The organism is Micromonospora sicca (assembly GCF_003172935.1).
GTDB lineage: Bacteria > Actinomycetota > Actinomycetes > Mycobacteriales > Micromonosporaceae > Micromonospora > Micromonospora sicca.
Map to the genome: position 1 here is coordinate 1 of NZ_QGKS01000055.1, position 12,960 is coordinate 12,960.

Below are 12,960 nucleotides of genomic sequence, written 5' to 3' on the forward strand. Positions count from 1 at the left end.
CAACGGTCCCGCGTCGGTGCTCGACACCACGGCGCTGGCGGCCGCCGCGCTACACGCCGACCGGGCGCTCGGCGTGGTCGCGTTCGCTCCTGCCGCACCACACATGACCCCGCCGCGCCCGGAGCGCGACGTGTACTCGTTCGATGACGTGCTCGACGTCGAAGACGGCTGGGCGAAGGAGAACAGGCACTACTGGGCCCGGGACTTTCGCGGCTTCGCCGAGTTCTTCTTCGATACGGTCGTTACCGAGCCGCACTCCACCAAGCTGCGGGAAGACGCGGTCGCCTGGGCGATGCAGACCACCCCGGAGGCGTTGACGCTGGCCCGGGAAGCGCCCCGCCTGGTCGACGACCGGGCGGCGTGCGAGGCGCTGCTGCGCAAGGTGTCCTGCCCGGTGGTCGTGGTGCGGGGCAGCGAGGACCGCTGCCAGCCCGAGTCACGGCTGGCCCTGGTGGCGGAGCTCACCCGGGCGCGGACAGTGCTCCTGGACGGCGCCGGCCACCTGCCGCGGGCCCGGGCGTTCTTCGTCACCCCGGCGACCCTGCTGCGCTGGCATCGACAGCTGATCGCACGACATTCGACCTACCCACACGCGCGACCCGGCCGGCTACCCGTAGACCGCGAGATCCGGGAACTGGTCCTGCGCCTGGCCGCGGAGAACCCGACCTGGGGGCATCGCCGGGTGCAGGGTGAGCTGCCTCGTCTGGGCTACCGGCTCGCGGCCAGCACGGTATGGAAGATCCTGCACCAGGCCGGCGTCGACCCAGCACCCCGCCGAACGGGACCGACCTGGAAGCAGTTCCTGACCGCTCAGGCGGACACCATCTTGGCCTGCGACTTCTTCACCGTCGACACCGTGCTCCTGAAACGGATCTACGTACTGTTCTTCATCGAGCTCGCCACGCGGCACGTCCACGTCGTCGGTGTCACCGCACACCCGACCGGCACCTGGGTCACTCAGCAAGCACGGAACCTGCTCATGAGCCTCGACCAGCGCGCCGACGGGCTCCGGTTCCTGCTCCGCGATCGCGACACGAAGTTCACCGCCGCCTTCGACACGGTCTTCACCGCCGCGGGCATCGACGTGATTCGAATACCGCCACAAGCGCCGAGGGCGAACGCCTACGCGGAACGGTGGGTCGGCACAGTACGGCGCGAGTGCACTGACCGGATGCTCATCGCCGGCGAACGGCACCTGTCGAGCGTCCTGGCCGAGTACACCAAGCATTACAACGGCCACCGGCCACACCGATCACTCGGCCAGCGACCACCGAACCCGCCACCGCAGGTCGTTGACCTCAGCAGTGCTCGCGTCCAACGACGCCCGATCCTTGGCGGATTGATCAACGAATACTCGCAGGCAGCGTAGCCCGAATCTGATTTACGAGCCCGACAGTCCTGAGTAGACGTTTGTCTGATCCTGGCGAACGATCCTGCAAGCGAGGCTGGCTGACGTTCGAGCTGCCCCCGAGAACCCGGATCGAGTCGGTGGGGTACTCACCATACGACGGCACCGGTACGGAAGCTGCAATCGGAAGGCATGGACGAGCGATGAGACGCGGCGGTTCCTGGCGTCGGCCCGCGCCGACGACGATCCGCTCTACGCCGCGTACGTCCTGGTACTCGGTCTACGCAAGGGCGCGTTGTTTGGGGCTCACCTGGGCTGACGCCGACCTCGACGCGGGGGAGCTGACCATCGATCCGCAGTGTGGGCTTGTCTGCATTTGGCGGTATCAGGCCGTTCCGGATCATCCGGCTCGTCGAGTAGTGCGAGCAAGCGACGGTCATACGGGGAGTGCCTCGTTCGCGCCGCGACGGCACCGATCGCAAGCCGTCACTGCCGTATCAATTGTCAATTTGTCGACAGCATGAGTAACCAGCCGCAGCGCGCCCGCATTCTGATGGCCTACCGAGAACCGGAGGTGGCGGTGATCGAGCGTTCCACGAGCGATGTGCGTAGCTACTATAACCACTCCACCGATGAGATTCGGGCGGCCGCCGGAGCCGGCCTGATCTGGTTCATGACCACCGACCACTTAAGCCCGCCGATCTGCGGTAAGGACGAGTACGGTTTAGACAGCGCCAAATGGCGGGACGCGACCAGCAGCCGTGTCCTTGATCTAGGGCGGCGGACCGGCATTTCGCGCGGCTGCCGAGTGCTGGACCTCGGCAACGGGTCGGCGGCCCCGGCCATGATGTCGTGGCCACGACTGGATGCGATATGTACGGCGTGAACCTGAGCGAGCTGCAGCTGCGTTCGCCCGCGGTCAAGGGGTAATATTCCAGCCGCCTGGGCGCATCTCCGAGATTGATCAGCACACGCAGGACGTGCCAGTCCGTGGAGACCTCTTGCGGCCACTCGTGGGCGATACCCGCATGTACGTCGATATGAGTGCCGCCGAAGTCCGACTCTGGCGTCGCGAGCGCCAAGCGGATGAAGGCGAGCCGCAGCCAGGGTTGCGCGACATGCCCCGCAAGTTCTTTGGCGAGCTCGGCAGTGTGCGGGTACGCGCCTGGGTCGGGGTCAAGGTCGGGGAAGAAGCCCCACTGCTGACTGAACCCATCGCTGCTGGTGCGGACGTACTCGGCAAGCTCGCGCCGCGCCGCACGCAGTACCGGTGCCGGCACATGGGCATGCAGCGGGGACAGCGTCATCAGCGCCGTGCCGTCCTCCGTTTCAAGCAACACCTGTTCGGCCTGTGCGGTGCTAGTCACGAGGCCGACTCTAATTGCCGATGAGCGGAGTGCGGCGCAGATCCGCAACCAGAATGGGCAGGGTTACGGGAAAGTCGGTCTGCGATTTCAGCGTGCCAGCCGCCGGGATCGATGTGCTGCCGGGCGCGGTCAGCTGATCAGCGCCGACGTTGGTGCGCCAACGACCGGCCGTCAGGGTTGCTGGGCGGTGACTGGTTCGATGTGGTGCCGGCGTGCCAGTACGACGATGGCCAGGACCGCCATGGTGACGATGGCCAGGAGTGAGAGGAGGTAGGGCTTGCCCGGGATTACCTGGGCTGAGATGAGGGAGAAGTCCCACATTCCGTGGATGATGGCCGGCACGGTGATGCCGCCGGAGCGGCGTCGGATGAGGTAGAGGAAGTAGCCGGCGACCATGGTGGTCAGTACCTGGGCGAAGGCTACGGCACCTACGGTGAGCAGGTTGGTGGCGTGGGCGAGGGCGAAGATGACCGTGGACCACAGGGCGACCTTTCCTTCGGTGAACCCGGTGGAGCGGAACACGGTCACCCCGAGCCCACGGAATATCAGTTCCTCGCTGGCGCCGATCAGCAGTGCGGAGAGCAGGAGTGTCAGGGTGAAGGTGGCGCCCTTGGTGGCGAGGGCGCCGTAGTCGGTCACGATGAGAGCGCAGGTCGCCATGCCGATGGGCACGACCACGACCCAGCGCTGGACCGGATGGTTATCCCGCAGGACCGGCGGCCACCAGCGAAGCCAGGAGATGGCCGCGATCACCAGCACGACGGAGACCGCCTCCGGAACCGTGATGCTGCGCCACATCTCGTTCAGCGTTCTGGGCGCGGCGTACCTCGTTTCCAGGCCACCGGTCAGGGTCAGTGCCAGCCCGTGGAGCACGACCAGGTAGGCGACGACCATGCCGACGAACGCGACCACGGATAGGCGTCGGCTGTCCGCCGGCAGGAGGTGCCGCGAGTTCGACGGCGGCGTCATGCCACCCTCTGTTCCTTCATACCGAGTCAGGTCCACGCCTCGCCGCCGTATCACGGCGCCGGCTACCCCGCTTCGGCCGAATCATTCCGGCCTGTACCGTGCCAAAACTCTGTTTAAGGCTGTGTGCTGGAGATTTGCCTGGCGGATCAAGCGGCTCGACGATATTCGTTGATGACGCCGCCCAGGACGCGGCGTCGCCGGATCGGCTTGTCGATCGCGACGATCGCGTCGGGGTCGTAGTCGGGTGGATGCTGCTCCAGGAGGCCGACCCTCGATCGGGCGAGGATGCGACGGATGGTGCCGGTGCCGACCCGATGGCCGAGCCCGACGAGTTCACCGTGGATGCGCCGGTGCCCCCATCCCGGGTTCTCCGCGGCCAGCCGCAGAACCAGGTCACGGATGTCATCACTGATCGGTGGTCGTCCGGGCCGGTTCGGGTAGGTCCAGTGCCGGCGGACCAGCCGGCGGTGCCAGGCCAGCAGGGTGGCCGGGGTGACGATCCGATGTTTCCACAACTCCCACAGCAGCGCCCGGACCAGCGCGGACAAAACCGTCCGCTCCGGCCACGACAGCCGCGGCCGACCAACCTGACGCCGCAGCACCGCCACCTCGTGACGCAGCACCAGCAACTCTGCGGCCATCGCCGACTTGCTGCGCGTGGCCAGCGGCAACCAGCCGAACACCCGCACCACACTCAGGTACAGCAGCCGAACCAACATCCCCACATCCTGCGTCACAGGCACGAAGCAGCAGCTCACGCCCTGTGCGACGAGTTTTGGCACGGCACAGGCCCGCCACCGACACCCGGTACAGCTCACGCCTGGCATGGCCACTCCAGCGAACGCGGCCTCGACCCGTACGGGCTGGTCTTCCACAACGGCCGCTGGTACGTCACCGGTCGCGACCACGCCAGCGGATCCGTGCGGACATTCCGACTCGACCGCATCGGCGCTATCCGCGCCACCGACGCGCGTTCGAGGTGCCGGCCGGGTTCGACCCCACCGGACACGTCCTTGCCGGCCTGGCCTCGGTGCCCTACGCCCACGACGTCTCGGTCCTGCTGCACACCAGCCTCGCCCAGGCCCGGCGACGGATCCCTCCATCGGTCGGCACGCTCACCGAGGTCGCCGACGGAGTGCGGCTGACCACCCGAGCCGAACACCTCGACGGCGCCGCCCAGATGCTGGCCGTGCTCGGCTGGCCCTTCACCATCGAACGGCCCGCCGAACTCAGAGCCGAGGTGCGCGCCCTGGCCGCCCGCCTACTCACCCACGCAGACGCAGGCGAGTAGACCGCCACACCGGCCCGTCGACGTTGGTACTCCGGCAAGCATGAAACATCCGCTCTTGCCGCCGACCGTGCGCGTGGTGTCTCAGCACGCCGGTCACGCTGAGTAAACGTCAGCCTCGATGCTGTTCCTTAAAGACGTGCCGAGGCGAAGCGCCAAGGCACCGGGCGACGCCACCGTCGCGCGCCGGGGTCCGGGGAGCACGTGGGGAGCAGCCGTGTGCACTGAAGGGCGTTGAACTGCATCCAACAGCACGCAACGGCGCTCAACTGCACCCGCCCCCACCTGCGGCTTCTCATTACCGCAGGTCAGAGCCGGTGCAGCGTCCTGCTTCACACCGAAGAGGTCACTGGTTCGATCCCAGTATCGCCCACCGTATATTTATGCAGGTCAGAAGCCCGTAACCGGAACCACCGGTAACGGGCTTCTGCCGTGTGACCCCTTAAATTGGGAGCAGATTGGGAGCAGGGCGCTCCTGCCTAGGGTTGCCTGGCATCCCCTACAGCCCTCGGCCGGCGTTCGTCGGCGTCCGCTCGCTCGGATCGATTGGTTAATGAACTCCACTCGCGACCAGCTTGGACACATCTCTCGCGGTCTGCAGCGACTGGAGTCCCCGCAGCTAGCCGGAGCACCCCCACGTGCGTGAGGAGGACGTGCGGGTCGCCGGTCACAGCAGCTCGAACGGCGGAGCCACGTGCGTGGGGAGGCCGGAACGCCAAGGGCCGTGCGGGACATGTCGCGCATGAGGACCCTTGGCCGTCAACGCCTTGCCCCGATCAGCTGTTCACAGTGTGACTCTCATCGGGGTGAGCAGGTCGAGAAATCGGTGATTGGCTTCCCACCCATCGACTTCCGGAGGGGCGGTGCCGAGCCATACCGGTTCGTTGTGTGGAAATGAGTCGAGTTGTGCTCGGATCCCGCCTCGGGTTACGACGATGCATGCCTGACGGTGACGAGATGCGAGGACGCAGAGGCGGCCCGCCTCAAGATGGAACTGGGATGCGTCCCGGCGTCCGGACAGCGGGTGCCACGCGATGACGACTTCGAACTGGCGGCCTTGCAATCTGTTCGCTGTGTCAACGGTGATCGTCCCCGGTCCAACGCCGAGGCAGGCGCTCATCTGATCGATGGCAGTACGAAGCAGCGCACGCTGGTCTCTGTGGGTGACACCAACCGCGATGTGCTCGGGCGCGAGCGGGTGCTGCTGGTCGCCATCGATAAATCGAGTACGGCTGACAAGCAGGTGACGGACGATCTCGGTGATGGCCTGAACACATTCCGGGTCAGTCCGAGGAAGGTGGGCTGGCGGAAGCTCAACCAGACACCATCCCTGCTGTCGGGCAGTCTGGATGACTTGCTCCAGGCGGTCGTCGCGGGCTGTTCGTATGGGGAACCAGAGGCCACGCTCCTCCTCGACAGTGCCGGCTCGGAAGGGTTGGGCGTAGAAGCTTTCGGCAACGATGGCCGCTCCACTCGCGGGAAGTCGCCACGACACAGGAAGCTGGACGCGTGATGTTTGGGGGTGATTGGTCAGGACCGTGCCGGCGGCTGTGGCGAGGGGCCAGCTTCCTGTCATCCGCAACGCTGCTTCTTCGGCTGGGCTGAACGGGCTCAGTTGGCCAGGATCCCCGACGAGCAGTAGACGGTCGAACCGGGATCCGATCTTGGCAAGGTGCATAGACGAGACCTGGTACGCCTCGTCGATGATGCCGAGCCGCCATGGCTCGTCATATTCGACGTACGCCCATTTGTCCGCCGGAGCAACGATGATTTGGCAGTCTTCAAGATCCAGGATGTCGTTGGAGGCACGCCAGTCCGGAGGCGGGTTGTAGTCTTCCCTGTGTAGGCGCCCGACCTGGATGCCGGTAGAAGCGAGCCGTTCTCTGAAGCCTCGGACGAGGTCGTCGGCTTGATCGTTTGTCTGAGTGATGACCGGGACCTGTGCGGTCGAGGCGAGGCGTTGAGCCGTGGACTGCACAAGAGTCGACTTCCCAGCCCCGGGTGGAGAGTTCACCACCACGGCCCGGTCGCCGTCTTGCAGGTGCTGCCAGATTTGATCGGTGGCGATTTGGTGCTGTACGGCGGCAGTCATCGGCTGGTTCCTTCGACTCCGACATGCGTCCATGGCAGCTCGGCCGGGAGTGTGTCCCGGCGGAATTCCCGACGTCCGAACTGCGAGAAAACGACTCGGTCGCCGATCTGTGGCAGGAGGCGCCGCCGGTCTTGGCGGACCGCACCGCGAACGACGCGGAGTTCAACGTTTGTCTCGTCGGCCGAGGTCACTTCGACTGTCACCATGGGTCTGGTGACGCCATCGGGCCTTCGTGTAGGTTCAGCGAACCAGTGCAGTTCGGTGCCGACGGGACGACGGAATGGCATATCGGGCCGGAGCGACAACGACGGCCGGTCTCCTGCGGCATCACGTCGGGTGATGTCGCCCGACAGGGCGTCTCCAGATGCGATGTAGTTTGCCATGATCAGGGGGTCATCGAGGGCCATGTCGCGGGTGAGGTTGGCGGTGAGGCGCTCAAGCCTTGTCAGCAGTCGCATGACCTGAAGTTCCTGTGGGCGCCGGCTGAAGTACGCATTGTTGGCCCGCACGCGTTCGGCGTGCCGATGCCACTGGTAGCGGTCCATCTCCCAACGATCTTGCACGCTCTCAGCGGCCGGAAGCCGGTGGAGCAGGTCGACGGCGTCCCAGCAAGCCTGCCAAGCTGGTTGCAATGCAGCCTCGACAGCGATCTTCATGGGTTCACTGGCACGGGTGATGTTGCTTCCGCTGTCGCTGAGGCGCTGGTACGCCTTGATCGCGTCGCCGAGGTCCTTCTCCTCCCAGCCGCCATCCGGTACCGGTCCGGCGGGCAGGGCACGCTGGGCTTCCTTCATTCCGGCCGGATTGTCAATCCACGCCAGTTGTACGGCCAGGTCGGCGTCAAGCGCGTCCAGCTGCCCTGTCGTCCAATGTTGTGACAGCAGGTCGGTCAACGGCAGCACCAGCGACGAGCCGGGGACGCGTTGACTGGCGAAAAATGAGAGGTGCGCCCCGATGTTCGGCAGCGCGGGGTGAACCGCGTACTCGCCCTCGGTGTCCAGCGTACGCAGCCTGCGACCCATTACGTCGCACAACCACTGGGCGGTGGCTGCGTTCGGCAGAATGAGCTGGGGCGCGGGTGGCATCTGACGAGCGCTCGCAGTGCGTCGGGCTGACCGTGAGGGCAACCCTTGGATGTAGCGGCCGAAGTAGCCGTTGAGATCCATGGCGAAGTCCGCGAGTTGAGTGAATCGCAGCTTGCCATTCCTTGGCTCGCCCACGACGGCCGTGCGCGCGCTGTTGCGATGGTTGCCGTAGATTAGGCCGATGGGAGCGCCGACGTCACCCGGCATGTGATAGCCGACGACGACCAGTGGTTCGGCGGCCAAGTGAACGTGCCGGCGAGTTGCGCGTGGTACGGCTCGGCCGAGAGCGACTGCTCTGAGTCCGAGGTAGGTGTCGACGCTCATGCTGGAGCGCCTGCCAATTGCACCGCGAGTGCAGCGCGTCGGAGCTCGTCGGCAACGGCTGACTCGGCCGAGCCGAGCGGCGCCCGTTCGCCCGAGGCGAGGGCGAGCGCGTGGCTGACCGTCCCGACGTCGCCGCAAAGGTTCGCTGCTTCGGTGCCCAGTTGCGCGACCTGGTTTTCGCTGCGTGCCTGACCGCGACAGAAATCGAACATGGCGCAGCTAGGGCAGCCGTCGCCGAAGCGCATGTCGAGCGCCCCGATAGCTTCCTTCGCCTGCTTCGCGGCGTCATGCTGCTGCTGTTCGTTTGCGTCTTTGTCCGGAAGTGCCGGCAGACTGATGGCCGTTGGCACCCGAGGCGCGAGATGGGTGACATGAGGGAAATCGTTGAGCAGTCGATTGAGTCGCAATACTTGAGGCCGGAGATCGAGAACGCTTGCCGTGGCCGTGAGGGCAAAGTCGCGCGCCATGACCAGCAGGCCGCGGCTAGCAACTCGCTCCGGTTCATGGCCGAAGGAAGCAACGAGACGGCGTAGCGCGATGACGTACACCGCGGTTTGTCGAGCTGCTTCGGCCGTCTTGACGGGGTCGGCGACGCCATCGATGCACGGGAAGGACTTGATCTCAATCGGAGATAGGGCTTGTGCGGCTGCGTAGCCCAGGAGGTCAGGTTCGAGATACGCGGGCATGTCTCCGAGCGAGAGCTCCAGATACGGATGGTGCAACAGATTGATAGCGTGCTGCTCGCCGTCGAGCATCGCGGCGACGGCCTCACGGGTCAGCCTCAAGCGAAGTTCGGTGACGGCCTGCACGCCTCTAGTCGCGGGGTACTGCGATCGGGCCTGAGGCGTTGACAGTAGTTGCTGACGGACGTCACGAACGTCGAGCCCGAGGTGCTCCCGCACGAGTGGGACGAGCGGGGTCATGGCGTCCGAGATGACGTTCTGCTCGAACCGAATCCCTCGTTGCAGGGCGAACGGACTTGGCGCCAGCGGTTTGCACCCGATCAGCTTGGCCAGGTCCTTCAACGGGACTGACGCAGCGTCGACAACCTGGCGTCGAGGGCAACCGGGTGCGTCGAGGAGGCCGGCGATCCGGCGGGCGTCCATTGGTTTGGCGGGGAAGTCGCCACGAAAATGCTCAAGACGTTCGCGGGCGTCTGTGAAGATCATCCAGTGGCCTCCGTGTGGGGCTGATCGGCCAGGCGCAGGTTTGTGCCGAACAGTTGCGAGTCCGCGTCGAGCTGAGCGCGAGCTCGGCGGGCTGCCTGCTCGCGTTCGGCGGTATCGGTGTCCGCGATCTGCTGCAGTTCGCGTTCTGCGGCGGCGCGGACATGGGCGTAGTCGAATCCGCTTCGCGTGTCCATTGCGCCGGCCACTGAGCGGGCGAAGCGCCAGACGAGCCGGCGGAGGTTGGGTGTCCAGGGTGCGTCGCCGGCGCGGTCGAGTTCGTCGATGAGCCGAATGGTGACGTGCAGGATGTCGACGCGAGGGCTCGCTGGCGCGATGAGGCGGACGTCGAGTGGCCAGCTGGAGAGGGCCAGCATGCCGCGCACGGGGGCGAAGCGGTCGTAGGTCAGCGCCGGCACGACGTACACCGGACGGCCCAACGGTCGCGTGGTCGCGCCGTCGTCTCGGTGTGCAGCACGCCAGGACCGCTGCTCGTCACGACGCAGTGACGCGAGGCGGCTTGGCTGGATGTTCTCGCCGTATCGCCCGGCGGCGACGTCTCGGATGAGAGACACCGAGGAAGGCCTCGTGAGCAGTCCGAGCACGGCGGCCACCTGCTCCCGCACAGGTGGAGCGGCGTCGAACGTTCCCCCCGTCCCTGCGGAGGCTCGTTGCAGGAGTCGGTTGCGACGTTTCTCGGCCACCGACAACTCGGCGAGCAGCTGATCGGCCTCGGTGTGGTCGTCCGCGCTCACCGCCGTGGCCAGCCGTTCCTGGAGTGCAGCAACGTCCGCCATCGCCGCCTTGACTTCGGCCATGCTTGGCATGACGCAACGCTACCATGCCACTTGACTTACTTCCATGTTCTGCCAAACTTGAGAGCCACAAAGGGAGTCTGTGATCAAACGCGAAGTTGATCACCACGCGAACTTCCTTCTTTCCTCCGCGAAGGACGACGATGAAGCTCTTGCACACATCGGACTGGCACCTCGGTAAAACGCTCTACCGCCACTCACGTGCCACCGACCACGACGCCGTCCTGGCCGAGATCGTCGGTGTGGCGCGGTCGTTCCGTCCCGACGTGATCTGCCACAGCGGCGATCTGTTCGACCACGGCCGACCCGCCACCGAGGACATGGTTCGGGCCGGCCAGGTGCTCGCCGAACTGGGAGCCATCGCGCCGGTCGTGGTGGTTTGCGGCAACCATGACTCGCCGAGCCTGTTCGCGGTGTTCAACCTGCTCGGACGCCTGTCCGGTCACGCCAGCCGGGTGCACTTCGTCGACCGCCTTGATCCGAACCACTCTGTGTTCCGATTCCCGACCGCCAACGGACAAACGGTCCGTCTGGCGGCGCTTCCGTTCCAGCACGCACATCAGATGACGGACGGCTTCGGCGACCCCTCACGCTGGGGCACCGACTACAACGCCCAGATCCGCGGCATCGAAGCCTCGCTGGGCAGCGTGCTGATGGACAACCTCGATCCCCGCACTGAGTTCGCGGTGTTTGCTGCCCACCTCCACGTGGGAGGTGCCGAGTACTGCGGGAGCGAGCGCGGCATGCACATCGACGAGACGTACGCGACGGACCTCGACCACCTTCCGTCTGTCACCTACGCCGCGTTCGGCCATCTGCACAGGCCTCAGCCGCTGCCGAGCAAGAAGGTCACCGGCCGGTTCGCCGGTTCGCCGATCGCGCTGGACTTCGGGGAGATCTACGACGAGAAGAGCGTCGTCCTCGTCGAGGCGGAACCTGGCAGGCCGGCTCGCATCGAAACGTTGAAGCTCGGCGGCGGGCGCCGACTTCGGAAATTCCGTGGCACGCTCACCGACCTCGCCGCGGTGGCACCACAGGTCGGCGACGATCTGTGCCTTCTGGCAGTCGAGACCGACGTCCACGTGCCCACACTCAACGAGCAGGTAAGGCAGCTCCTGCCCCGCGCCACGGTCTTGCAGATCGATCCGATCATCGCGGGTGAAGAGGTCGAGATTGTCTCGGCGGACGCTACGGCGACCGAAGCGGATCTCGACCTGGCCGGCTTGTTCGCCGAGTACTTGAGCGAGCGCGGGACCCGTCGAGCGGACCAGGCCACCGTAATGCAGACATTCACAACACTGATCGACGCCGTGGACGCTGGAACCAAGGCAATCTTCCCCGAGGAGGCTCTTCTGGTCACCGGACCCGCCGGCGGGGCGGAGGCAACACGATGAGGCCATTGCAGCTGACCATCCGTGGACTGCGGTCCTATACCGCCGAGCAGACGATCGACTTCAGCGACGTCGGGCTGCTGGCGATCCTGGGTGATACCGGCGCCGGGAAGTCGTCCATCCTCGAAGCGCTCTGTTTCGCGTTGTACGGCGGATGCACCTGGGACAAGCGCAACGCTACCGTCCTGATCGCCGACGGTGTGCCGTCAATGCAGGTCCGCCTCACCTTCGTGTGCGGCAACCAGACCTGGCAGGTTACGCGATCTGCCTTTCGTGCGACATCGCCGGCGTCGCGTCACGAGCTGATCTGCTTAGACACCGGACAACGGTACGACACGAAACAACAGGTCAACGCCACCATCGAACGGCTTCTCGGACTGACCCACGACGCCTTCCTCAAGGCCGTCGTGCTGCCGCAAGGCCGATTCCAAGCACTACTCCACACCAACCGGGAGGATCGGACCGCCATCCTCAAGGGGCTGCTCGGCATCGACCTGCTCGACACAGTCCGGGCAGAAGCCACCGAATGCCACGACCGTCTCCGGCCGCAACTCGACGTACTCAACCGCGATCGCGACCGACTTCTGCCCGACCCGGAAGCCGCCGCCGAAACGGCGGCAAAGCAACTCGCGGTCGCCGCCGGACGCCGTGACCGCCTGCAGAACGCGCGCCAGGAACACTCGACCGCGTCACGCAAACGCGATCAGGCCCGGGCCTTGGCGAACGCAGCAACGACCCACGCCGATCGAATTCGGCAGCACCGGCTCACCGCTGCTGCCGGGGATCTGCATCGATTGGCCGCCAGAGCAGACGAGATCGGCCTCGCGCGACGGCAGGTCATGGAAGCCATCGGCGTGCAAGAGAAGGAGGTACAGCGGGCCGAGGAGGAGATTGCGATCGCGGACGGCGCGGGACGAAGCCCCACCGCGCTGGTCAACGCCCGCACGGTCCTGCAGGTCGCGCGCCGGCGGCTCCCCGGGCTCATGCAGCAATGCCGTTCAGATAAGGCTCTTTGGGCAGGCCAAAACGGGTGTGGGAGGTCCGGGGTGGCGGATGGTGCGGTCTGTGGGTCGTTTGACGCGGTAGGAGTTGTGCCGGGCGCGTTTGATGGCTCG

12 protein-coding genes and 1 pseudogene are annotated in these 12,960 nt (G+C 65.9%); 7 read left to right on the forward strand and 6 right to left on the reverse strand.

Annotation, left to right across the window (positions count from 1 at the left end; genetic code table 11):
* The 3 genes from DKT69_RS39370 to DKT69_RS00990 all read left to right on the forward strand — a co-directional run.
* On the forward strand, positions 1-1,369 hold a 1,369-nt coding region (locus tag DKT69_RS39370; RefSeq protein ID WP_236647237.1), incomplete at its 5' end, for an integrase core domain-containing protein.
* Between the two features lie 499 nt (positions 1,370-1,868).
* Positions 1,869-2,234, forward strand: a complete 366-nt coding sequence (locus tag DKT69_RS00985) for a hypothetical protein (RefSeq protein WP_109799723.1) — start codon at positions 1,869-1,871, stop codon at positions 2,232-2,234.
* 142 nt (positions 2,235-2,376) lie between these two features.
* On the forward strand, positions 2,377-2,739 hold the full coding sequence (locus tag DKT69_RS00990; protein ID WP_146230952.1) for a hypothetical protein: 363 nt from the start codon (positions 2,377-2,379) through the stop codon (positions 2,737-2,739).
* A gap of 147 nt (positions 2,740-2,886) precedes the next feature.
* Here the strand turns inward: DKT69_RS00990 and DKT69_RS00995 are convergent, their stop codons facing one another.
* Both DKT69_RS00995 and DKT69_RS01000 read right to left on the reverse strand, forming a co-directional pair.
* Positions 2,887-3,684 carry a CPBP family intramembrane glutamic endopeptidase gene (locus DKT69_RS00995; protein WP_109799725.1) on the reverse strand — a complete coding sequence of 266 codons (798 nt, stop codon included), beginning with the start codon at positions 3,682-3,684 and terminating at the stop codon, positions 2,887-2,889.
* A gap of 146 nt (positions 3,685-3,830) precedes the next feature.
* Positions 3,831-4,403, reverse strand: a complete 573-nt coding sequence (locus DKT69_RS01000; protein ID WP_201749422.1) for a helix-turn-helix domain-containing protein — start codon at positions 4,401-4,403, stop codon at positions 3,831-3,833.
* Between DKT69_RS01000 and DKT69_RS41585 the strand changes: the two are divergent.
* Together DKT69_RS41585 and DKT69_RS41590 are read left to right on the forward strand one after the other, a co-directional pair.
* A pseudogene (locus DKT69_RS41585) lies at positions 4,296-4,583 on the forward strand (WYL domain-containing protein); the annotation flags it as partial. The gene DKT69_RS01000 and the pseudogene DKT69_RS41585 overlap by 108 nt on opposite strands.
* Before the next feature lie 80 nt (positions 4,584-4,663).
* Positions 4,664-4,975 (forward strand): WYL domain-containing protein, encoded by a 312-nt coding sequence (locus tag DKT69_RS41590; protein WP_497529356.1) that lies wholly within the window; start codon positions 4,664-4,666, stop codon positions 4,973-4,975.
* Positions 4,976-5,756: 781 nt separating this feature from the next.
* On the opposite strand, the gene DKT69_RS01010 is transcribed toward DKT69_RS41590, so the two are convergent.
* The 4 genes from DKT69_RS01010 to DKT69_RS01025 are packed head-to-tail and all read right to left on the reverse strand — an operon-like array spanning position 5,757 to position 10,466.
* Positions 5,757-7,064: an AAA family ATPase gene (locus tag DKT69_RS01010; protein WP_161557741.1), complete on the reverse strand. Its 1,308-nt coding sequence runs from the start codon at positions 7,062-7,064 to the stop codon at positions 5,757-5,759.
* Positions 7,061-8,473 (reverse strand): hypothetical protein, encoded by a 1,413-nt coding sequence (locus DKT69_RS01015; RefSeq protein WP_146230953.1) that lies wholly within the window; start codon positions 8,471-8,473, stop codon positions 7,061-7,063. The genes DKT69_RS01010 and DKT69_RS01015 overlap by 4 nt, the downstream gene beginning before the upstream one ends.
* Positions 8,470-9,642, reverse strand: coding sequence for a hypothetical protein (locus DKT69_RS01020; protein WP_109799728.1), 1,173 nt, complete (start codon positions 9,640-9,642; stop codon positions 8,470-8,472). The genes DKT69_RS01015 and DKT69_RS01020 overlap by 4 nt, the downstream gene beginning before the upstream one ends.
* Complete coding sequence (locus DKT69_RS01025; protein ID WP_109799729.1) at positions 9,639-10,466, reverse strand: hypothetical protein; 828 nt, start codon at positions 10,464-10,466, stop codon at positions 9,639-9,641. The genes DKT69_RS01020 and DKT69_RS01025 overlap by 4 nt, the downstream gene beginning before the upstream one ends.
* 131 nt (positions 10,467-10,597) lie before the next feature.
* On the opposite strand from DKT69_RS01025, the gene DKT69_RS01030 reads away from it, so the two are divergent.
* Together DKT69_RS01030 and DKT69_RS01035 are read left to right on the forward strand one after the other, a co-directional pair.
* Positions 10,598-11,848, forward strand: coding sequence for a metallophosphoesterase family protein (locus tag DKT69_RS01030; RefSeq protein ID WP_109799730.1), 1,251 nt, complete (start codon positions 10,598-10,600; stop codon positions 11,846-11,848).
* A 5-nt stretch (positions 11,849-11,853) separates the two neighbouring features.
* Positions 11,854-12,960 (forward strand): AAA family ATPase (locus DKT69_RS01035; protein ID WP_161557742.1); only part of this gene is annotated, 1,107 nt, incomplete at its 3' end.

Excerpts from the sequence above, each read along its gene's own strand:
- DKT69_RS01000 (WP_201749422.1), bottom strand. The coding sequence starts at position 4,403 with ATGTTGGTTCGGCTGCTGTACCTGAGTGTGGTGCGGGTGTTCGGCTGG.
- DKT69_RS01015 (WP_146230953.1), bottom strand. The coding sequence starts at position 8,473 with ATGAGCGTCGACACCTACCTCGGACTCAGAGCAGTCGCTCTCGGCCGA.
- DKT69_RS01025 (WP_109799729.1), bottom strand. The coding sequence starts at position 10,466 with ATGCCAAGCATGGCCGAAGTCAAGGCGGCGATGGCGGACGTTGCTGCA.
- DKT69_RS01010 (WP_161557741.1), bottom strand. The coding sequence starts at position 7,064 with ATGACTGCCGCCGTACAGCACCAAATCGCCACCGATCAAATCTGGCAG.
- DKT69_RS00990 (WP_146230952.1), top strand. The coding sequence starts at position 2,377 with ATGTACGTCGATATGAGTGCCGCCGAAGTCCGACTCTGGCGTCGCGAG.
- DKT69_RS00995 (WP_109799725.1), bottom strand. The coding sequence starts at position 3,684 with ATGACGCCGCCGTCGAACTCGCGGCACCTCCTGCCGGCGGACAGCCGA.
- DKT69_RS01030 (WP_109799730.1), top strand. The coding sequence starts at position 10,598 with ATGAAGCTCTTGCACACATCGGACTGGCACCTCGGTAAAACGCTCTAC.
- DKT69_RS01020 (WP_109799728.1), bottom strand. The coding sequence starts at position 9,642 with ATGATCTTCACAGACGCCCGCGAACGTCTTGAGCATTTTCGTGGCGAC.
- DKT69_RS00985 (WP_109799723.1), top strand. The coding sequence starts at position 1,869 with ATGAGTAACCAGCCGCAGCGCGCCCGCATTCTGATGGCCTACCGAGAA.